18 protein-coding genes and 1 pseudogene are annotated in these 20,345 nt (G+C 52.5%); 6 read left to right on the forward strand and 13 right to left on the reverse strand.

Annotated elements, in window-relative coordinates:
• Positions 1-20: 20 nt before the first annotated feature.
• The 7 genes from C2M36_RS11230 to C2M36_RS11255 form a co-directional block, all read right to left on the reverse strand.
• On the reverse strand, positions 21-1,649 hold the full coding sequence (locus C2M36_RS11230; RefSeq protein WP_105254980.1) for a BatD family protein: 1,629 nt from the start codon (positions 1,647-1,649) through the stop codon (positions 21-23).
• A complete protein-coding gene (locus tag C2M36_RS17130; RefSeq protein WP_325050542.1) occupies positions 1,643-2,689 on the reverse strand; it encodes a tetratricopeptide repeat protein in 1,047 nt (348 codons plus the stop codon). The genes C2M36_RS11230 and C2M36_RS17130 overlap by 7 nt, the downstream gene beginning before the upstream one ends.
• A complete protein-coding gene (locus C2M36_RS17135) occupies positions 2,638-3,630 on the reverse strand; it encodes a vWA domain-containing protein (RefSeq protein WP_325050543.1) in 993 nt (330 codons plus the stop codon). Before C2M36_RS17135 ends, C2M36_RS17130 begins: the two co-directional genes overlap by 52 nt.
• Positions 3,627-4,625, reverse strand: a complete 999-nt coding sequence (locus tag C2M36_RS11240) for a vWA domain-containing protein (RefSeq protein ID WP_105254981.1) — start codon at positions 4,623-4,625, stop codon at positions 3,627-3,629. Before C2M36_RS11240 ends, C2M36_RS17135 begins: the two co-directional genes overlap by 4 nt.
• Positions 4,618-5,085, reverse strand: coding sequence for a DUF4381 domain-containing protein (locus C2M36_RS11245; RefSeq protein ID WP_105254982.1), 468 nt, complete (start codon positions 5,083-5,085; stop codon positions 4,618-4,620). The genes C2M36_RS11240 and C2M36_RS11245 overlap by 8 nt, the downstream gene beginning before the upstream one ends.
• Before the next feature lie 279 nt (positions 5,086-5,364).
• Complete coding sequence (locus tag C2M36_RS11250) at positions 5,365-6,327, reverse strand: DUF58 domain-containing protein (protein ID WP_442792654.1); 963 nt, start codon at positions 6,325-6,327, stop codon at positions 5,365-5,367.
• Positions 6,328-6,335: 8 nt separating this feature from the next.
• Positions 6,336-7,292 (reverse strand): AAA family ATPase, encoded by a 957-nt coding sequence (locus tag C2M36_RS11255; RefSeq protein WP_105254983.1) that lies wholly within the window; start codon positions 7,290-7,292, stop codon positions 6,336-6,338.
• A gap of 296 nt (positions 7,293-7,588) precedes the next feature.
• Between C2M36_RS11255 and fadI the strand changes: the two genes are divergently transcribed.
• The 3 genes from fadI to C2M36_RS11270 all read left to right on the forward strand — a co-directional run bounded on the left by fadI (position 7,589) and on the right by C2M36_RS11270 (position 11,656).
• Positions 7,589-8,899, forward strand: a complete 1,311-nt coding sequence (gene fadI / locus C2M36_RS11260; RefSeq protein WP_105254984.1) for an acetyl-CoA C-acyltransferase FadI — start codon at positions 7,589-7,591, stop codon at positions 8,897-8,899.
• Complete coding sequence (fadJ, locus tag C2M36_RS11265) at positions 8,899-11,244, forward strand: fatty acid oxidation complex subunit alpha FadJ (protein WP_105254985.1); 2,346 nt, start codon at positions 8,899-8,901, stop codon at positions 11,242-11,244. The genes fadI and fadJ overlap by 1 nt, the downstream gene beginning before the upstream one ends.
• Before the next feature lie 220 nt (positions 11,245-11,464).
• The gene (locus C2M36_RS11270) at positions 11,465-11,656 is read left to right on the forward strand and encodes a hypothetical protein (RefSeq protein ID WP_105254986.1); all 192 of its coding nucleotides are present in this window, start codon (positions 11,465-11,467) and stop codon (positions 11,654-11,656) included.
• A 161-nt stretch (positions 11,657-11,817) separates the two neighbouring features.
• On the opposite strand, the gene C2M36_RS11275 is transcribed toward C2M36_RS11270, so the two are convergent.
• The 5 genes and pseudogenes from C2M36_RS11275 to C2M36_RS11295 all read right to left on the reverse strand — a co-directional run bounded on the left by C2M36_RS11275 (position 11,818) and on the right by C2M36_RS11295 (position 17,245).
• A complete protein-coding gene (locus C2M36_RS11275; RefSeq protein ID WP_105254987.1) occupies positions 11,818-12,288 on the reverse strand; it encodes a hypothetical protein in 471 nt (156 codons plus the stop codon).
• Between the two features lie 140 nt (positions 12,289-12,428).
• Positions 12,429-12,758, reverse strand: coding sequence for a hypothetical protein (locus C2M36_RS11280; protein ID WP_105254988.1), 330 nt, complete (start codon positions 12,756-12,758; stop codon positions 12,429-12,431).
• Between the two features lie 79 nt (positions 12,759-12,837).
• Entirely contained in the window at positions 12,838-13,137 is a 300-nt protein-coding gene (locus tag C2M36_RS11285) for a hypothetical protein (protein WP_105254989.1), read from the reverse strand.
• A 47-nt stretch (positions 13,138-13,184) separates the two neighbouring features.
• Positions 13,185-14,330, reverse strand: a complete 1,146-nt coding sequence (locus C2M36_RS11290) for an alpha/beta hydrolase-fold protein (RefSeq protein WP_105254990.1) — start codon at positions 14,328-14,330, stop codon at positions 13,185-13,187.
• 200 nt (positions 14,331-14,530) lie between these two features.
• A pseudogene (locus C2M36_RS11295) lies at positions 14,531-17,245 on the reverse strand (insulinase family protein).
• A 166-nt stretch (positions 17,246-17,411) separates the two neighbouring features.
• On the opposite strand from C2M36_RS11295, the gene sixA reads away from it, so the two are divergent.
• Positions 17,412-17,879 (forward strand): phosphohistidine phosphatase SixA, encoded by a 468-nt coding sequence (sixA, locus tag C2M36_RS11300; RefSeq protein ID WP_105254991.1) that lies wholly within the window; start codon positions 17,412-17,414, stop codon positions 17,877-17,879.
• Between the two features lie 17 nt (positions 17,880-17,896).
• Here sixA and C2M36_RS11305 read toward each other — a convergent pair whose 3' ends face one another.
• A complete protein-coding gene (locus C2M36_RS11305; protein WP_105254992.1) occupies positions 17,897-18,226 on the reverse strand; it encodes a stress response translation initiation inhibitor YciH in 330 nt (109 codons plus the stop codon).
• A gap of 117 nt (positions 18,227-18,343) precedes the next feature.
• Between C2M36_RS11305 and C2M36_RS11310 the strand changes: the two genes are divergently transcribed.
• On the forward strand, positions 18,344-18,649 hold the full coding sequence (locus tag C2M36_RS11310) for an STAS domain-containing protein (RefSeq protein ID WP_105254993.1): 306 nt from the start codon (positions 18,344-18,346) through the stop codon (positions 18,647-18,649).
• The gene (locus C2M36_RS11315; protein ID WP_234399163.1) at positions 18,642-20,336 is read left to right on the forward strand and encodes a fused response regulator/phosphatase; all 1,695 of its coding nucleotides are present in this window, start codon (positions 18,642-18,644) and stop codon (positions 20,334-20,336) included. The genes C2M36_RS11310 and C2M36_RS11315 overlap by 8 nt, the downstream gene beginning before the upstream one ends.
• Positions 20,337-20,345 lie beyond the last annotated feature (9 nt).

The raw sequence follows: 20,345 nt of genomic DNA on the forward strand, positions 1-20,345 counted from the left end.
CAAACCAGGCGACCAAGGTTTTAATACAAGGAGTCTAGCTCAGCTTTTTGCTTATGGCTGGGGCGCGGGGTGTGTGCCGCAGCCTTGGCGATGCGATTGTAGTCAACCTCGGGTGCACTTGTGCTGTACAGAGATTGGCGCAGCTTAGCGAATTCCTGCACCGCATCCTGTGGCCACAGCGCAAGCCAGGCATCTATGTTGCCATAGTGAGACTTGGCGTAGATGTCGATGGCTTGATAGAGGGCTTTAGCGTCTCCTCTGTTGGCGGCGTTTTGGATATCGCCTACCTTGACGGGGGCACTTGCCGTTGATTCTTGGCTTTGCTCCACAGCCTGTGCTTTTTTACGCTTGTGACTGAGCCACCACAGCAGCAGGGTCAGTAACCATAAGGCATAGCCGGGCAGGGCCAGCCACCAGGGTAGAGAGCCTGTTTCGCCTTGGGTGACGGTCGTCTTGTCGTCTTTACGAGCCTCTGCATCGGCTGTGGCGGTTTGCTCTGCTTGGGGCGGCTCACTGGGGGCCACTATTGTTCCGTCGGCGGCGACCACGGTGATTTGCTGCTCGGGGACACTCGCCACCTGCTCACGCCCGGTAACGGTATTAAACCAGTTGATTGAAATCGCCGGCAGGGTGTAGGTGCCCGGCTTTTGCGGCACATAGGCGATAGAGGTCTTGGTCTGCGCAATGATGCGGCCATTACGAACCACATGGGTGCGCTCGGACTGATCCGCATAACTGCGCACCGCCTCAACTTCACTGCTGGTTACATCCGGCAATTGTTCCTTGGTAACATTGAGTGCGGTGAGCGTAAGCGTACGAGTGATCGGCGTGCCTACCTTAACCTCTTGTTCCAGGCCTTGCCATTGCTCGCTTAAATCAACCAACTCACTGGGCAGCCAGGCGCCGCTGTACTGCGCCGGGGTGGGTTTTACATCCACCAATTGACTCGTGCCACGGGCGCTGACGGCCACCGGGCGGTAGTTTACACGGGCTTTGCCGTTGAATACCGGTGCCTCTAGTTCAAAGGTGCCGCTTTTCTGCGGTTGGATCAGATACTCGCGCTGGATCACCCGATAGCGGCGACCGTCGACCACTTCCTGACTTTCGCTGTCGCGACCTAACTGAGCCAAATTTGCTTCGCTCATTGCCGGTGCGGTCATGGCCGCATCGATAAGGTCGACGCCGACGTAAAGTTTTACGGTATAAATGGCTGCCTGTTGCACATATAAGCTTGCCGGAGTGAGCTCGGTTTTAATAAAGGCGTTATTGCCATCGCCCTGGGCATCCTTATTGGCGACCACATTGAGCGTAAAGGGTTCGGAGCTCACACCCTTGATGTTGAAGGCCGGGATCTCATATTGGCCAGGCTCGCGGGCCATCAGTTCCACCCGCCAGCTGGTTTGGCGGCTGACTACGCCGTTGACCATCTGGGTATTGGTGCTGCGATAAGTAGGGCCGACCACAAAGTGCCGTAACAAGGCGTCTGTGTCCGGTTGGCTGCCTTTGATGGTGTCATCGGCGCTCAGGGTCAACATAAAGTATTCACCGGCGAGCACCGGGTTTTTATCGACGCTGGCTTCGAGCTGCGTCAAGGCGAAGTTCGGCAGGCTCAAGCAGATAAAGCAAATATATAAAAAATTTCTTACCATGACTTCTCTACTCCTTGTGGTAAGCGGCGGCGATAACGTTGACGTTGCTGGGCTTCGAGTTGCATTTTGTTGCGCAGCAGGATTTCCGGGTTGTCGGGGATTTTTCGTAGCAGTTGATTGAGCTGTTGCGCTTTTTCACGCTCTTCGGGACTGAGCTCGGCCATGGCAGCGGCTTGTTGCTCGCCATCTTGTTGTTCGCCGAGGGCTTGCTGTTGTGCTTTAGCTTGTTCTTGTGAGTCCTCGGACGAAGTCTCGGGCGAGGTCTCGGGCGAAGCCGCTGCGTCATTTTGTTGCTTTGCATTTTGTTGCGACGACTGCTCGTTCGATGACTCATTCGAGGATTCGGTCGAAGACTCGCCAGACTCTTGCTGTTCGTCTTGGTCCGACTTATCGTCGGCCTGGGCGCTGTTTTGCGGGCGGTTGCGTTCATTGCTGTTACGCTCATTTTGCGCGCTGCTGCCACCGTTTTGTTGCTCGGAGTCGTCTTGTTGTTGCGACTCACCTTGTTGCTCAGAGCCTTGCTGCTGGCCACCTTGCTGCTGTTGTTGACCATCTTCTTGTTGTTGCGGGTCCTGGCCTTGGGAGTCTTGCTCCTGCCCTGAATCACCTTGTTGCTGCTCTTGCTGCTCTTGCTGCTTTTTCAACTGCTCCAGGGTGGCCTTATTGGCCTTTGCGGCCTCAAGATTGGGATCTTTATCCAGGGCTTGCTGATAGCGCTCCAGGGCCTTGTCGATCTCGCCCAGTTGCGCCAGGGCATTACCCTGGTTATACAGGCCGGTGGCCGAGTTATCCTTGTTAAAATCAGCCAAGGCTCCCTGATAGTCATGCTGCTGGTATTTGGCGGCGCCACTGAGCAAAGGGTTTTGCGCCTGTGCCGCCTGCTCATAGGCCTTGTCATGGTAGGCGTTGAGGGCATTTTGTTCGGCATTATTAAACCAGGACTGGCCGCTGGCGGCATGGGCCGGGCTCCATATTTGCGGCACCAGCACTAAGGCGGCACACAGCATAATGGCGCGGCGTTGCAGTTGCCATAGCAGCAAGGGCAGAACCAGTAATGCCAGATAGATGCCGGCATCGATTCGCCAAAGGGTTTGCTGGCTTTGTGCCTGCTGTGTTGTTTGTTCGCCTTTGGAAACCGCGAGAACACCAAGGTTGTCGCTGCTTGGCTGATAACGAATAAGTTTACCGCCACCGAGCTGCGCCGGCGTTGCAGGCGCTCAAAGTTAGTCTTAGGAATGACGATTTGTCCCTGATTGTCTTTTAAGAAGCCGCCATCGGGCAAGCTGATGGGGGCGCCTTGCTCGCTGCCTATGGCATAGATATGCAAACGGTAGTCGTTGTTGCTGAGCCAGGTGCGGATATCGCCTTCTTCCTCAGCATCTATGCCATCGCTGATCAAAATAATGTCCCCTTGCGGGTAGTCGGCTTGCTCCAGCAGCTCCTGCGCCAGCGTCAGTGCCGCCAGTACATTACTGCCTTGCTCGGGCATAATATCCGGGCTTAGGCTGGGGATAAGATTGGTCAGGGTTTGGCTGTCCGAGGTCAGCGGCGAAATGGTAAAGGCATCGCCAGCATAGGCGATGAGCGCCGTTTCACCTTCTTTAAACAGCTCCACCATATCCAAGGCCTTAAAGCGGGCCTGCTGCAGTCGGTTGGGGCTGATGTCTGTACTAAACATGGAGCGGGACATGTCCATTACCATAACCCGCGCCATTTTCGCCTCATACACCGGCAGCTCTAGTTTGCTAAAGCTGGGTCCAGCCATGGCGACCACCATGAGTGCCAGCAGCAGGGCATTGAGCAACCCATTGTTTTGTCGTTGCTCAGCGCCTTCTTGCATTACTTGCGCCGCCAAATGGGGGGCTATCAAGGGTTGTTGCTGTTGTTCGTCTTTACTGGCAACCAGGCGCCAAATCAGGTAGAAGCCCGGCAGTAGCAGCAGCCATAAGAGATCGGGTCGTAAGAAAATAAATTCGGTCATAATTGCTCTCCTGCAACACGCTGCATGGCAACCGCAAAGCGGTGCCAGACGGTGGCCAACAAGAGTATTAAGAAACTCAAAAAGAGCGGAAGGTAGAAAAGTGCCTCTTCCGGGCGCACGGTTTGTTCTTCTTTCGCCAACGGCTCCAGGGCGTCCAGCTCCTGATAGATATTGGCTAGGCTACGGGTGTCGGTGGCGCGAAAATAACGACCGCCGGTTTCCTTGGCCAGGTGAGTAAGTAAGCGCTCATCCAAGGCCGCACCACCGCCCATGGAGAACAGGCCGCCGCCAAAGTTGCCGTCGGAGCCAACGCCTATGGTGTATACCTTCACTTGTGCATCCTTGGCCAGGATCAAGGCTTCCTCCGGGGTGAGGTTGCCGGCTGTGTTTTGGCCGTCGGTGAGCAGGATCACCACCTTGTTGGACGCAGATTTATCGTTAAAACGTTTTACCGCCAAACCCAGGGCATCACCGATGGCGGTGGCGCGACCCACCAGGCCAATCTGCGCTTCTTTGAGCATTTGCGCCACGGTATCCAGATCCCTGGTTAGCGGGGTTTGTAAAAAGGCGGTATCGGCAAAGAGAATAAGCCCGAGCTGATCGCCCTGACGCTCGGTAATAAAGTCGCTGAGCACATTTTTTACCATGCTAAGGCGGTCGACAAAACGTCCCTGATAGGCCATGTCTTGCTCGCGCATGGAACCGGATAAGTCCACCGCCAACATAATATCGCGCCCCTCATTGGCCAGGGTAATAGGCTCGCCGCGATACACTGGATTAGCCAAGGCGCTCACGAATGTCAGCCAAGCCAGGGCCAGTAACCAATGTGGCCAGCGCTTGTTAACGCGGGTCTGGGTTTTTGCCTTGGCCTGATAGGCCAGGGAGTCGATACGCAGTAACAAGGTACTGTGTGTTTTTTTGCTATTTTGCACCCAGGTCAGTAGCCAGGGCAGGGGGAGAAGAATAAACAGCCAGGGCCAGGCGAACTCAAACATCCAGGGTCTCCTTGGTCTTAAACTGCACCAGGGCCTGCTTTAGCTTATGCGCCAGCTCATCCTGCTCGGCATTCTGCATGGCATTCTGCATGGCATTCTGCACGGCATCACCCTTATATAAGGCAGTAAGCTCTTCGGCGTGAAAGGTAAGGCCGCTCAACTGAGACAGGGTCAAGGCCCAGCGCTGGCCAGTCAGGGCGCTTACCTGGGCACCGTAATAATGTTTGCACAAGCGCTTTAACAGCTGATGCAGGCCTAACGCCGTTTGTTGCTGCGCCAATTCCAAAGCATGGCGTTTGGCGCGCAAGTGTTGCTGGCGGCGACGATAAACCAGTACGGCGGCGATAATTAACACTAACAGTGTGGCGGCCAAGAGCCACCAGGCCGGACCCGGCGGCCAACTTGATACCTCGGTGGGGACAATCACATCGGCCAATGGCATTGTGGGGGCTGACTGCATTTACAAACTCCCTTCATAAAACTCTTGTTCGAGTACTTTAACGGCACTGATTTCCACCAAGGAGTGGCGGTGTGGAGGCTGACAGCATTTCACTTACAAACCCCCTTCATAAAACTGTCGTTCGAGTACTTTAACGGCACTGATTTCCACCAAGGAGTGGCGGTGTGGAGGCTGATAGCATTTCATTTACAAACTCCCTTCATAAAACTGTTGTTCGAGTACTTTAACGGCACTGATTTCCACCAAGGAGTGGCGGTGTGGAGGCTGGCAGCATTTCATTTACAAACTCCCTTCATAAAACTGTTTTTCCAGTGCCTTGGCGGCACTGATTTCCACCAAGGAGTGGCAATATCGGGATAGTTTTTGCTGGCGCAAAGCGCCGAGTTGCTGTGCCTGCTGATTAAAGCGGCGGCGAAAGCTGGCGTCGTGCAGGGGTAGGCTAAATTGCCCCTGATGACTGCGCACATTCACCGCTTCCGGGTAGTGTGGCAGGTGCTGCTCAAAGGGATCGCTGATCACGCAGGCGACCACTTCACAGTGGCGAGCCAGGCGCTGTAATTCCCGCTCTATGGCCGGGTTGTTATCCTGTTGCAGCATGGCAAAGTCGCTGAGCAGATATACCGTACTGCCGGGCTTGGCAAGCTGGTTGAGGCGTTGCAACTGGCGCAGCAGATCTGTGCCAGTGGTGCTACTGCTGAGGGTTTGCTGCTGTTTATGGCTGTCGAGCAGGCCATGGAATACCCGTAACACCGCCTTATCTCGGCTTTGTGGGCGAAACTCATGGTGCTGCTGATCGTTAAAAACCAGGGCACCAAGCTTGTCGCCCCGGGCACAGGCAGACCAGGCGATCAAGGCCGCCAGATGCGCCGCTTGCACCGATTTAAATAGCAGCTGAGAGCCAAATTGCATGCTGGCACTAAAGTCCACCAACATCAGTACCGGGCGCTCCTTTTCTTCCTGAAACAGCTTGGTGTGGGCCTCGCCGGTACGGGCGGTCACACGCCAGTCGATGCTGCGCACATCATCGCCGCTTTGATAATGGCGTACCTCCGCAAACTCCATGCCACGGCCCTTATGCGGAGCCAGATACTGGCCGCTATGAGGGCTGCGTATACGCTTGCGCACCGCTAAATCCAGCAGCTGGGTTTTGGTTTTGTAGTAGGTGAGCTCTTTTAAAGCCAGGCTATGGCCGTTGCTATGCAACTGTTGAAGCCATTGCTGCACACCCATGGCTGACTGCAACTTAGCCATTAAGGCACTGCCACGCGCTCTAAAATGCGCGTTAACACCTGATCTTTACTGACGCCCTCGGCCTGAGCTTCGTAGCTCAGAATAATGCGATGGCGCAGCACATTATGAAACACCGCCTGAATGTCTTCCGGGCTGACAAAGTCGCGACCATTTAACCAGGCATGGGCGCGGGCGGCTCGGTCCAGAGCAATGGTGGCCCGTGGACTGGCACCGTATTCAATCCAGTTGGCCAGGTCGTCATCGACGCGTAAACCATCACGGGTAGCAATCACCAGCTGCACCAGGTATTGCTCTAAGGGCTCGGCCAAATGCAGTGCCAATACTTGTTGGCGGGCATCGAATAGATCCGCCTGCGAAATAGGCTCAATATTTTGCTGCTCACCGGCCAAGGCCTCGCCGCGAGTCAGGCGCAAAATGGCCAGCTCAGCTTCGGCGTCCGGGTAATCGATATTCAAATGCAGTAAAAAGCGGTCAAGCTGCGCTTCGGGCAGCGGGTAGGTGCCTTCTTGCTCCAGCGGGTTTTGTGTCGCCATCACCATAAACAGCTGCTCAAGTGGGTAGGTGTTCTTGCCCACGGTGATTTGCCGCTCGGCCATGGCCTCCAGCAGGGCCGACTGCACCTTGGCCGGGGCGCGGTTTATTTCGTCCGCCAGCACCAGGTTGTGGAACAGCGGACCCGGCTCAAACACAAACTCGCTGGTTTGTTGGCGGTAAATATCGGTGCCGGTGACATCCGACGGCAATAAATCCGGAGTAAACTGAATGCGTTGGAAGCTGCCTTCTAGGCCCTTGGCCAAAGCGTTTACCGCGCGGGTCTTGGCCAGCCCGGGAGGGCCTTCAACGAGCAGGTGACCGTCCGCCAATACGGCAATGAGTAGGGACTGAGTGAGCTGGTGTTGACCGATGATTTGGGTATCTAAATAGGTTTTTAATTGTGCAAACTTAGAAACTGCCATAAGTGTACTTGTCCTTGCCGGCATATTTAAATGCTGTGAAAAAATAGGGCGTGTGTCATAACCTTGTTACGCCTAACAACGCCCTTTAGGCATTGCTATAGCCAAATAGTTCGATCGATTTTACTTACAATTGTTCAGTTTTAAAGTCTTGTTTTTTATTTTGATTGCGCCAGTTTGTTAACTATTGTTGTAGCTGGGTGGTAAATTTAGCCCTGCCTATTGGCAATGCGCCCAGGGTTGTTTTAGAATCGGGGAAACATTAACAGGTCAGACCTGTCAGCAGGAGAAGCATTTATATGTCTGAGCAAACAAAACTAACAACACGAAACGGGGAGCGCATCGCCATTGTCAGCGGCCTGCGTACACCTTTTGCAAAGCAAGCGACCGCTTTTCATCATATACCCGCATTGGACCTAGGCAAGCTGGTGGTCAATGAGATGCTTGAGCGTCTTGATTTCGACCGCAAGGAAATCGACCAGCTGGTGTTTGGTCAGGTGGTACAAATGCCCGAAGCGCCAAATATTGCTCGTGAAATTGTGCTCGGAACCGGCATGCCTGTGAATATCGATGCCTATTCGGTCTCCCGTGCCTGTGCAACCAGCTTCCAGGCCATCGCCAATGTCGCGGAGTCGATAATGGCCGGCCACACACAGGTGGGTATTGCCGGTGGTGCGGACTCATCCTCTGTATTGCCTATTGGCGTAAGCAAAAAACTGGCGGGCAGTCTGGTCGACTTAAATAAAGCGCGCACCCTGTCGCAGCGCTTAAAGATTTTCTCCAAGCTAGGCCTAAAAGACTTACTGCCGGTGCCGCCGGCGGTGGCCGAATACTCCACCGGCTTGTCCATGGGGCAAACCGCCGAGCAGATGGCAAAAACCCATAATATCAGCCGTGCCGATCAGGATGCTTTGGCGCATCGCTCACACACTTTGGCAGGTCAGGCCTGGGCCGAGGGCAAGCTGGCGCAGGAGGTAATGACCGCTCATGTGCCGCCTTATAAGTCGTTTATCGAGCAGGATAACAATATCCGCGCCAACTCCGAGCTTGCCAGCTACGCCAAGTTAAAGCCGGTGTTCGACCGCAAATACGGCAGCGTCACCGCCGCTAATGCTACGCCATTAACCGATGGTGCGGCAGCGGTGCTGTTGATGAACGAAAGCAAAGCCAAGGCCATGGGTTATGAAATCCTGGGCTATATTCGCAGCTATGCTTTTACCGCCATCGGTGTGCACGAAGACATGCTGATGGGCCCGGCGCACTCAACGCCGGTGGCCCTTGAACGCGCAGGTATTACCCTGGGTGACCTGGACCTGATTGAAATGCACGAGGCCTTTGCGGCGCAAACCCTGGCGAATATGAAGATGTTTGCCTCGGATAAGTTTGCCAAGGAGCAGCTTGGTCGCGATAAGGCCATTGGTGAAATCGACATGGATAAATTCAATGTTAACGGTGGTTCCTTGGCCTATGGTCACCCCTTCGCCGCCACAGGTGCGCGTTTGATCACCCAAAGTATTCATGAACTTAATCGTCGCGGTGGTGGTTTGGCATTAACCACGGCCTGTGCCGCCGGTGGCCTGGGTGCCGCCTTTGTATTGGAGAGCGCATAATGACTGAATCAGTATTTACATTCGAGCTCAATGACGAGCGCGTGGGTATCGTCACCATAGACGTGCCCGGCGAGAAGATGAACACCTTGCGCGCCAGCTTTGCCGAGCAGTTGCAGGATGTGATCACCACAGCCAACGAAAATAACGTTAAAGGCCTGGTGTTTATTAGCGCCAAGCCGGATAACTTTATTGCCGGTGCCGACATCAACATGCTGGACGAGGCCAATACCCGCGAAGAAGCGCTGGCTCTGTCAAGTACCTGTCACGACGCCTTTTTTGACTTGGCTAAATTGCCTTATCCCACGGTGGCCGCCATTCACGGCGCTGCCTTAGGTGGCGGTTTAGAGTTTGCTCTGGCCTGTGATTACCGCGTTTGTAGCGACAGCGACATTACCAAAATGGGTCTGCCCGAGGTGCAATTAGGCCTCTTGCCTGGCGGCGGCGGTACTCAGCGTCTGCCTAAGCTGGTGGGCATTCAAAAGGCTCTGGAGTGGATGCTAACCGGCAAGCAGGTGCGCGCCAAGCAGGCGAAAAAAGCAGGTCTGGTGAATGATTGCGTGCCGCACTCGATTTTATTGGACGTGGCGGTGCAGTTTGCGCAAAAAGGTAAAGCGAAAGCGACGAAACCTCAGCTCGATAAAATGTCGGCGCTGCTGGAGTCTAACCCCTTTGGCCGCAACCTGATCTTCAAAAAAGCCGCCGAAAATGTGGCCAAGAAGACCGGCGGCCATTACCCGGCACCTGAGCTTATTATCAAGGCGGTGCGTGCCAGCGTCGAGCTGGACCAACTCAAGGCCTATAAAACAGAGGCTGAAGGTTTTGCCGACCTGGTTATGAGCGATGTCTCTAAAAAACTGCGCGGTATTTTCTTTGCCACCACAGAGATGAAGAAAGAATGGCGCGCCGATGACGCCCCAAGCACCGACAAGATTGCCGTGTTGGGTGGCGGCCTGATGGGCGCGGGTATCACTCATGTGAGTGCCATCAAGGCGGGTGTGCGCACCCGAGTAAAAGACGTGGCGCAACAAGGCATTGCCGGTGCCATGAACTACAGCTACAAAATTCTGGAGAAGAAGCGTAAGCGCCGCATTCTGTCTCTGGCCGAGTTGCAAGAGCAGATGAACCGCATTACCGGCACCACGGATTACAGCGGCTTTAAGCATGTGGACATGGTTATCGAAGCGGTATTTGAAGACCTTTCTTTGAAGCAGGCCATGGTTGCCGATGTTGAGCAATATGCCCAAGAGCACACCATTTTTGCCAGCAACACCAGTTCGTTGCCGATAGCGCAAATTGCCGCGCAGGCGCAGCGTCCGGAAAATGTTATTGGCTTACACTATTTTTCGCCGGTAGAAAAAATGCCGCTGGTGGAAATTATTCCCCACGAGAAGACCAGTGAGCAAACCATCGCCCGCACCGTGAGCTTTGCCCGCAAGCAAGGCAAAACGCCGATAGTGGTTAAAGACAAGGCCGGTTTCTTTGTAAACCGTATCTTGGCTCCCTATGTGAACGAGGCGGCAAACCTATTGCTCGCAGGTGAACCCATAGAGAAAATCGACCAGGCCTTAGTGGAGTTTGGTTTCCCGGTTGGCCCTCTGGCGCTGCTCGATGAGGTGGGTATCGATATCGGCTCTAAGATCGCTCCTATTCTTGAGGCCGAGCTGGGCGAGCGCTTTAAGGCACCCGAGGTGTTTAATCGCCTAATCGACGACAAGCGTCTAGGTCGCAAGTCGGGCCGTGGCTTCTACGATTACAGCAAGAAAAAGAAGAAGGTGGACGAGTCGGTTTACGAATTCCTGGGCGTGACGCTCAGCCCTAAACTAAACAAGGAAGAGATTGCCCAGCGTTGCGTCATGCAGATGCTGAACGAAGCGGCACGTTGTTTGGAAGAAGGTATCGTCAGCAATGCCCGCGACGGCGACATAGGTGCCATCTTCGGCATTGGCTTCCCGCCGTTCCTGGGCGGTCCGTTTAGCTATATGGATAACCTGGGCGCCGGCAAAGTGTGCTCGATTCTGGCAACCTATGCGCAGTTGAATGACGGCTTTGCCCCGGCGGCGGCTCTACTGGCCATGGCCGAGCAGGGCGAAAGTTATTACCCGCAGGAGCAGGCGGTTGCCGAGGCTAAAAGCAAGGTTGAAGCTGAGGAAGAGGTTGAGACAAAGGAGCAGGTTGAGACAAAGGAGCAGGTTGAAGCTGAGAACAAGGCAGAGGCTAGCGACAAAGCCGACGCTGAAAGCAACGACGAGTCCGAATCAGTTGATTCTGAAGAGCCGGCCAAGGACGTTGCCGGGGACGTTGCCGAGGACGCTGCGGATCAAGACAAGGAACAGGCTCGCAGTTAATCTCCTCCTAAGTACAAGATTGAAAAGCGCAGCAATATGCTGCGCTTTTTTGTGCTCAGGATTTTGGGCGCGTATCGGCTTCTAGATGAAATAAAATCAACTGAAAAAGTTTACTTAATAACCAATGGTCTAGCTGTGAATTAAAGAAGCAGGGTGGGCTGGGTGGTTAATTAATCAGCATCTTTATGGTAAAGTCGCCGCCCGAGAATGAGGGGGGATTATGATTTTATTATTAAGTGTCGTGTTTGCCAGTTTGTTGTTTGTAGTTGCCACCGCCAAAGGCATGCCAGCCAAACGCTGGGCCCTGTTAGGCGGCTTATGTGGACCCTTCGCCCTGGCGCTGTTTAATGTGCATTACCGCCGCGCTTTGATGCGCGCCATAGCCCATTGTGGGATTATTTGGCGTCCCTGATATTTCTTGGTGCCGAGAAGGATGCCGCCGAGCATCCTTTTTTGTGTAAGTGAGTTGCAACTCATCGGCAACGGTTTTCTTAGTTGGGTGTCGTCGTCACCGCGACAAGATCCAGCTGTTTGGACAAACTATCTAGTTTTAGCAATTCACCCAAAAGCAGATTACTTTCCTGCTTTGCCCGCTTCGAGTATGGGTAGACCTGCCTCGGTGGGGATGTATATGCGCTCGCCATTGCCTTCTTGCAGGCCTTTAATCCAGACATAACGCAGGTAAGCTTCATTCCCTTTTAGAGACTCGCCTATGATTCTGTTTGCCTCTGCGGCTGCCTTTGCTCTTTCAATGTCTGCTTGGCCTTCGGCTTTTGCTTGAACAATTTTGGCTTCACCCTCGGCTTGGGCTAACGTGACCCGCGCCTTTGCTTGCATTAGCGCCGCTTGCTCCCTTGCCTTGGCTTCTTCAATGAGGATTTGTTTGCTCCATTCCGCCTCTTTTAATGCGGCAATACCATTCATTTCTAATTTATATACTTTGTATTTAGGCCAAGCCCACAAGGCCAGTATGATTAAGAGCACAAAGAATAAAACTGTGGCCACTAGACCACCAAAAGCGATTGCATTTCTATTTGGATGCACAATTTTTCCTTTCTTTATAATAGGTTATTATTCAGTCCTTGAAGTTAGCTTACCTTTTTGGCTGTGCTAAAACCAGCATGGGTAGCGAGCTGGCACAATCTACGGGCTTAAGAGAGTGAATACTTTCCCAAGCGGCATGGTTAGGGCTTTGTTTGATACTGGTGGCACAGCATTAGAATGCCCACCGAGATAGAGACCGAGCCCAGATAAGTCAACGCCATGACAACATAGCTTTTATAGAGCATAGCTTTAGCAAGTAGGTCGGTATCCAACCTTGATAGTGCAACCGTCGCGAGCGTGTCGAGCGGCAGCAGCCCTATGAGGATGGTTCCAATGCTAAGAAAGAAAATGGCTCCCTTGCCAAAGGTTCTGTGTAGTTTCACGCTTGCAATAATGGCCAAAATAATGGGACTAATGGCAGCCAAGAGCGTAAACAATGCAAAGGTAATAAACGTCGATTCTTCTTCCATGAGGTAACTCCTTCCTTAGAGATATAACATCCGCATGATGGGCAGATTCAGCTTGGCTAAAATTAGCGCCAGCCTAGCTTTACTTGTCCTGCTTTAACAACTTGTTAGTTTGAATTTCACTGTAATCAATAGGCTTATTTGCAGCAACAATGACTGCCACAATAAATGCAGGTATAAACTGATAGAACCATTCGGCTACATTCTGAGCAAAAAGGAATGCAATTGATGCACTAGTTAATGCTGTAATAGCAACACAAGTAAAAGCTTGTAATTTATATGCCCAACTAACATGACCAGAATAGACCTCTTTTCTAGATGCAAACCTAATTGCAAGTGCATAGATAATTAGAAAGAAGTATAAAAATACAAATGCACCCATGATTTCCTTTTCAAACTAAAGTTGATTATCGCGGCCTTGTAAGCCAGTTAACTTTGCGTGCCCTTCACTAACGGAAGCAATCTATCGCGGCGTTGGATAAAGAAGTCATAACCCGCATCGCCTTCTTTGGAGAGCTCTAAGGCCATATTAACCTGTTGCAGTGAGTCCTTATATTGTCCGTTGCGCTCATAAGCGAAGGCCAGTCCGTTGTATGCATCGGCGGACTTAGGGTGCAATTCGATATTAAACTTGAATAGCTTTATTGCCGTTGTAAAGTCATCTTCTTCAAAGACAAAGTGGTAACCCAGTTCTCTTATTACCTGTTCCGGCGGCGCTATCTGTTCGCCGTATTGCTGTGAAAGGCGAGCGTAGTAGTCGGTAATAGAGTCCAGCTCGCCGGTGAAGGCCTGTACCGGCATGGCCCTGGGCATAAATAAATGATGGTACGCATTGAATATGCCGGCGCTGGATGTCAGTGCGTGCGCTACGTTATCGAAGGCGTTGGTGACCAGGGTCAGATTTTTGGGTTTATTGGCCAGCATAAACTGATGCAGGTCATCATACACAGCGCGCATATCGCCACCTTCTTCACCTATGTTCATATACACATAGCTATTAAGCGTTTTAGCTTTGGCAATGAACTCCTTGGTACTCTTTGCCGACGCGCCATGGTTCCACCACACCGCAGGGCTATAGGCGATATGGGCCTGAAAAAGTTCGGGCTTGGCTTGCAGCGCATAAAGGGCAAAGACTCCGGCTGCGGAAGCGCCGGCAATGACTCTAAAGTCATGGGTACGGTATTTATTATCGACCAAAGGGATCAATTCACGTTCGAAAAAATCCAAAAACTTGGCGCCACCGCCACCGAGTCCGACCGGCCCCCTTGGGTCTTGGTTTACCGTGGGATAAAGATCTCTCAGGCGGTTGGTATTTTCTATGGCGACAATAATAACCTCGGGAGCTGATTGGGCATGCTGTAAGCGCTCTATAACCGCCGTAAGCAGGGGGACATTACTGGCACCATCTAGGCGGTAAATTACCGGGTACACCTTGTCAGGGTTGGTGTGGTAGCTTTTAGGTAATTGCACCAGGATGCTGCGCTCTTCACCAAGCACTTTTGACTGTATGATTTCGGTGTGTTGACTGTAGGTGTCACTTAATTTTTCTTGAGCTAAAGTCGTGGTTGAGGCCATTGTGGCTACAAGAAAAGCCAAAATTAAAGCGCTGGTCGGTTTTAGAAGACTCACAATAAATCCCTTTATATAAACGTGTTAGTTAATTCAAACTAGCATCCTTTACAAAAGAATAAAACAATTATAATCAAAGCATTATTAGTGTTTTATATCCAGGCAGCCCAACGCGTCGGGACCTGAACTTGGGCAAGGATCAAACCTTATAAGGGCTGGCTTTGCTCGTTTTGACCTTGCTCAGTGAGCGGATCACTCAACCACTCCATTCGCGGGCGCTGCGGTGCAAACAACTCGTTTAAATACTGCAGCACCTGCTCAAACTCGATGTTTTCCAGCGTACTCAGTAAATTTGCCTGCAGGGTAAACTCGACACCTGGATTGCTGATGGCTAGCCAAAAGCGTTGTGAGCGCAGGCGCAGGTTTTTGTCTTTCTCGGCAATCTGGCGATACAGGCTTTGTTTGCTGTGCTGCCAGGTTTGCTCATCCATTTGCGTCACTTATTGGCAGTACTGGCTAATAAAGTGATTATGATGCGCCAATAGCTCCTTACCCGAGACATTGGGCGATTGCACGTAAAATGCCAGGCCTGCGCGGGAATTAAAAGGCGCATAACCGGCACCCACCAAATAGCCAAGCTGCTGCTCGGTGCGCAGGGCATTAAAGTAGGGCTGATTAAGGAGGTGATTGACCATCATCATCAATACCTTCTCTTCAATATCGCCGCTGGTGGCCTGATAGTAAATCACCATGGCATGGTCGTTACAGGGCAGGCTAAGCTGCTGCTGTACTATGGAGGTTATTTCCTCAAGCGGACGGCTGATGGCTTCGATATTGGCTCTTTGTTCCAGATGGGACTGGATCAGTCGCAAAAAGTCATAGGCGTCGGCTGGGCGCCAGTTACCGTGTAAAAATGCCTCGATATGCACGGCGGCAAAAAACTCTTCGCGGAACTGCTTAAACTGCAAGTAGCTGGTGCTTTTAAGTGCCTGCGCCAGCGCCTCCGGGGTGGGATTCCAGGGCATGATCTCGGCGCCGATGCGGCTGAAAATCTCACTCACCGGTTTGTTTTGGTTGCTCGATTGCCAGTGGCGTACCAATTGCTTCTTGTATTCGGCGTAGCGTTTGGCGCAAATATCCGCGTTAAAGAGGGCGTCTAACAGCCCCTGCGCTAGCTCCAGCTGGCTGGAAGACAGACCCGCTGTGTGCAGGGTTAAACCACCCTGGTGTGAAGACAGGTGGTAGTTGAGGCCTGCCAGCTCGGCGGGATAAAACTGCTCGGCCACACAGTCGATAAAGAGATCGGCAAACAAGCGAGTGAGGGCCATATGCTGCACATCTTTGACTGCCAACTGGGAGTCGATGGCCAGATAAAAGTGACCCTTGGCGACGCGATAGGTGGCGTCTTGTTTAAACCAAAAGTTAAAGCCCGGGTGTGAGGCCAGCTTTTCTGGGGTGGCACCGGGCGACTCCAGTTCATGCAGTATGCAGGGGCGTTGCAAGTAAGGGTTCACCTCGGGCAGAGACATGGTGTTTAGCGGCGTATCAATGGCCGCCAGGGCATCCAGCCACTGGGGTTCCAAGGCCCTGGTGTAATAGGGGGTGTTGTACCATTGTGTGGTTTTATCGCCGCTAACGCCCGGGTGGATCAACACCAAACGCATATTCTTGGGGCTCAGCCAGTCGAGCACCTGGGCAAACTGCTGTGGCTCATAACCGGCCATCAGATAGTCGCCATACAGATAATGTTCGCTGGGATAGTGGTGCATATTCACGCTCAGGCCACTGACCCAATCCAGTAAGCGCGCCTTTTCCTGGTTATCGAAGGCGATTTGCAACAGCGTTTGCTTGTCCCGATACAGAGCGTGCAGTTGCCCGGTGTTTTCGCGGATAAGGGCGATATAGGCAAACACCATCTCGACGATATCCTGATAATATTCAATGCCGTCATCGGTGAGCGCCAGGCTGATATTAAAGTCTTTAAAGTTGCTGCCGTTAATGCCGCCGCCGGCGGATAAGGCATTGATCCAGCCCTGGCTTTTAAGCAGAGAATGCAGAGAGCCCTCGCCCTCATAGCCGAGTAAATGGGCAAGAAAGCTAACCGTTTTATGCTGATAAAATTCATCTATGCTCGGCATGGCAAAGCTGATGATCAGCTTTTGCAAATGCTTATGGGGCTCTATATGCAGCTCCAGCCCAAGGTCTTGCGCCCGATACAAGGGCTCGGCAATCTCGGGTTTGCTGGACGTGCTGCTGTTGAGCTCTGTGAATAGATGTTCGGCCCAGCGCTGCAATTGCGCCAAGGAGTAGGGGCCACATAATACCAAAGTCATCCATTGGGCCTGATAGTGCTCGGAAAAAAACGACTCCAGTTCTTGTTTTATCGGGCCTTGTTCATCGCTCAAGGTATCCAGGCTGCCCACCGAGAATTTGGCAAAGGGATGCTTGGGGTTGACCGTTTCCTTGTGTGCCTGGTAGATACGACGGCCATCGTCCTTAATTTTTAGCTTAAATTCGGCGTCGATGGCGTTACGTTCTTTGTCTATTTCTGCGTCATTGAACAGGGGGGCAATAAAGAGCTGGCTAAAACGCTCCAGGGCCGGCTGAAAATATTGCTTGGTGATATCGAAGTAATAGCAGCTGTGTTCGGTGCCGGTCCAGGCATTGCTGCTGCCGCCGTGGCGGCTAATAAAGTCATGAAACTCACCGGCTTCGGGGAATTTTTCGGTGCCGAGGAAAAGCAGATGTTCGACAAAGTGGGCAAGGCCCTGGCGGTACCAGGGATCATCAAAGTGCCCGGCATTAACGGTAAGCGCGGCGGCCGCTTTTTGACTATCGCTGTCGGCGACTAACAAAACCCTAAGACCATTGGGCAGTGTTAGCGCTTGGTAGAGTCTGTTATCATTGCGGCTGATATTCAATTATTGCTCCTGAAACTAAAAAAAGTTACAAGATGTTCAGGGCCAGCGGTTACGGCGAAGTGCCTACCTGAATATCGGGTGGTAAAGCTAAACTATAGCGAATATCGCGCCTTAATGGCTAGCTTTTGCGGCAAAACTTTTTCTCTAATTAGTTGATTTAACAGAAATGAAAACAGTTTTAATCATGCGTCATGGCGATGCGCAGCCATTGCAGGCAGAAGATAATTTGCGTGAGTTGACCGCCAAGGGCCTGGAGCAGGCGGATCATGTTGGTCAATGGCTGGCACAACGCTTTAATCCTCAAGGCTTATTGGTGAGCCCCTATGTGCGGGCGCAACAAACCGCGATGCAGGTAAAGGAGCATTGTCGCAACTTTATTTACAGCGAAGACAGCGAGGAAGTGATCCCGTCCGCCGATGCTAAACGCGCCGTTGATTACCTTAGCGCTCTGATTGCGGTGCACGATGACATAGACTGCTGGCTGGTGGTCGCCCATATGCCCATTGTCAGTTATATGGTCGCCGAGCTATGTCCGGATAAAATGCCCATCTTCCCAACCTGTGGCGTGGCCCATATTGACTACGACCCGCAGACCTTACGAGGCCATTGGCGGGCCTTGTATAGCCCGCAATAATATGGGCGTCTTGAGGCTTAGCCGCCGGCTATCTTGACCTTAAAGCCTTGTGCTTCCAGCAAACCTTTAAGTTTGTCGCGGTCATCACCCTGGATTTCGATAACGCCATCCTTAACGGCGCCGCCTTGACCCATTTTTGATTTTAATAGCTTCGCCAGTTTCTTTAGATCATGTTCCTGCGGGTCAATACCAACAACCAGCATCACCCCTTTGCCTTTGCGGCCCTTGGTTTGTCGCTCGATACGCAGGGCCCCGTCTTTAAACAGCTTAACGTCGGCTTGCTCTTGCTCAACAGGCGCTTTAATGCGTCCCGTCTCAGTTGAATACACTAGGTTATTGTCGCTCATCACTACCTCCGACCTAATCAGGCCGCTAGTTTATCATAATTGCGCTCTGCTTATTGCCAAATTAGTGCTAGGTCCTATATTTTAAACAAGCAAATAATCAGTAGCTTAGGAGCGAGCATGAGTTTGAATCAGCATTACGACAAGGAAAAGAATACATTGGTAATAGTGATTAAGGATAAGTTTGATTTTAACTTAGTACAGGACTTTCGTAACGCTTACATTGGCATCGACCCCGGCGCGCGCTCTGTGGAGGTGGATTTACGTGCCACCAGTTACATGGACAGCTCGGCGCTGGGCATGTTGTTAAACATGCAAAAAGCCTTGAAGGGACAAGTTGAACGCTTTGCTATTTGTAATGCCAATGCGCAATTGAAGAAGATCTTCCAGATTTCTCGTTTTGACAAGAAGTTTGCCATTGACTGAGGTTGGCCGCCTCGGCGGCTCACCTGGAATAGCCGAACATCCCCCGGTGGTCTTGGTGGTGGATGATCAGGCCCTTAACCGGCAAGTGCTGCGCGCCTTATTGGAGCGCGAGCAGTATTGTGTGCTGGAAGCCGCTAACGGCGCCGAGGCGGTGGCCTTGGTAACCAGCATGGCGGTGGATGTGGTGCTGCTTGATATTATGATGCCCATCCTGGACGGGTATCAGGCGGCGCCGCAAATAAAGCAACAGGCTGGGGGCGCTTACTTACCCATCATTTTTATTACCGCATTAGAGGGGCAGCAGGCCCTGGCTAGCTGTCTTGATGTTGGCGGTGATGACTTTATGCCCAAGCCATTTGATGCTCATATTCTCAGAGCCAAACTGCGGGCGCACCTGCGTATTCGCCAGTTGCTGGCGCAGTCCATGGAGCAGACGCGGGCGCTTAGTTACTATCAGCGCCAAACGGAGCGCGAATACGAGCTGGTGGAGCATATCTTTACCAATGCCCTGCAGCGAAATATGCAGGTGCCCAAGGGGGTCGACTGGCATTTGTCACCTGCGGCGATGTTCAACGGTGATGTTTTCCTCAGTGCCTTGAGTCCCAACGGAGGCCAGTACTTTCTGCTGGGCGATTTTACCGGTCATGGCTTGGTAGCTGCGGTGGGCGCTCTGCCGGTGGCACGCATTTTCTACACCATGGTGGAGAAAAACTTTGCCGTGGCCGACATTGCCCGGGAAATAAACCAGGCCCTTGAGCAATTATTGCCGGCGCATATGTTTTGTGCGGCGACACTGTGTGAGCTGAGCCCAAGTGCGCAAAGCGCCACCCTCTGGATGGGCGGCTTGCCCGATGCTTTTTTGCTCGATCAGCAGGGGCGGGTATTACAGCGCCTGCAGTCTCGGCATATGGCGCTTGGCATACTTGAAGATGATGAATTCGAACGGAATTTGGTGCACCTCACCTTGGCAGATAATGTCCGCCTGGTGTTTTACACCGATGGCATTATTGAGGCAACGAATGGTGAGGAGCAGCAATTTGGCGAGCAAGGCTTGCTCAGCGCCGTGGCTGCCAAGGTCAAGGCTAGCTCAGCCGATGTCCTTAGAGCGGTGCATTGGTTTAGTGGCGGCGACAAGCAAGCGGATGATTACAGCCTAGTACTCATTGACCCGCAGCCACAGCCGCAGTTGGAACCTGTTCCTGAGCGCCTAAGCCAGTTACCTCTAAGTCTGAGTCTGGAGCTGGACGCGCAGCAATTAAAAAGCACGGATCCCGTCTCCGAATTGATTGATCTCGTGGCCAGTATACCGGGGTTCCGAGCCCATAAATCGGCGCTCTTTATCTTGTTGTCCGAAGCCTATAACAATGCCCTGGAACATGGATTACTGGCCTTGGACTCGGGGCTTAAACGCAGCGACGCCGGCTTTATCGAATATTATGCGCGGCGTGAGCGGGCATTGGTCCAGCTTGAGAGTGGGCATATTCGCTTGGACATAGCGTACCGGCCAACGCAGCGTCAATTGCAACTGACGGTGACCGACTCCGGCCCCGGCTTTAATCACCGCTGCCATCGACCGCCAAAGCAGTATCAAGGTTATGGCTGTGGAATTGCCTTGTTACATGAACTCGCGACGACGGTGAGCTATAACGACAAGGGTAACCAGGTGCTCATCACCTATACGCTCTAGAGGGTTGGT

This window comes from Pseudoalteromonas sp. T1lg75 (assembly GCF_002964705.1).
In the GTDB taxonomy this organism is placed as follows: Bacteria; Pseudomonadota; Gammaproteobacteria; order Enterobacterales; family Alteromonadaceae; genus Pseudoalteromonas.

Bases quoted from the DNA above. Each gene is read 5' to 3' on its own strand.
- sixA (WP_105254991.1), top strand. From the start codon at position 17,412: ATGAAAACAGTTTTAATCATGCGTCATGGCGATGCGCAGCCATTGCAG.
- C2M36_RS17135 (WP_325050543.1), bottom strand. From the start codon at position 3,630: ATGACCGAATTTATTTTCTTACGACCCGATCTCTTATGGCTGCTGCTA.
- fadI (WP_105254984.1), top strand. From the start codon at position 7,589: ATGTCTGAGCAAACAAAACTAACAACACGAAACGGGGAGCGCATCGCC.
- C2M36_RS11305 (WP_105254992.1), bottom strand. From the start codon at position 18,226: ATGAGCGACAATAACCTAGTGTATTCAACTGAGACGGGACGCATTAAA.
- C2M36_RS11285 (WP_105254989.1), bottom strand. From the start codon at position 13,137: ATGGGTGCATTTGTATTTTTATACTTCTTTCTAATTATCTATGCACTT.
- C2M36_RS11255 (WP_105254983.1), bottom strand. From the start codon at position 7,292: ATGGCAGTTTCTAAGTTTGCACAATTAAAAACCTATTTAGATACCCAA.
- C2M36_RS11245 (WP_105254982.1), bottom strand. From the start codon at position 5,085: ATGCAGTCAGCCCCCACAATGCCATTGGCCGATGTGATTGTCCCCACC.
- C2M36_RS11310 (WP_105254993.1), top strand. From the start codon at position 18,344: ATGAGTTTGAATCAGCATTACGACAAGGAAAAGAATACATTGGTAATA.
- C2M36_RS11270 (WP_105254986.1), top strand. From the start codon at position 11,465: ATGATTTTATTATTAAGTGTCGTGTTTGCCAGTTTGTTGTTTGTAGTT.
- C2M36_RS11280 (WP_105254988.1), bottom strand. From the start codon at position 12,758: ATGGAAGAAGAATCGACGTTTATTACCTTTGCATTGTTTACGCTCTTG.
- fadJ (WP_105254985.1), top strand. From the start codon at position 8,899: ATGACTGAATCAGTATTTACATTCGAGCTCAATGACGAGCGCGTGGGT.
- C2M36_RS11290 (WP_105254990.1), bottom strand. From the start codon at position 14,330: ATGGCCTCAACCACGACTTTAGCTCAAGAAAAATTAAGTGACACCTAC.
- C2M36_RS11230 (WP_105254980.1), bottom strand. From the start codon at position 1,649: ATGGTAAGAAATTTTTTATATATTTGCTTTATCTGCTTGAGCCTGCCG.
- C2M36_RS11240 (WP_105254981.1), bottom strand. From the start codon at position 4,625: ATGTTTGAGTTCGCCTGGCCCTGGCTGTTTATTCTTCTCCCCCTGCCC.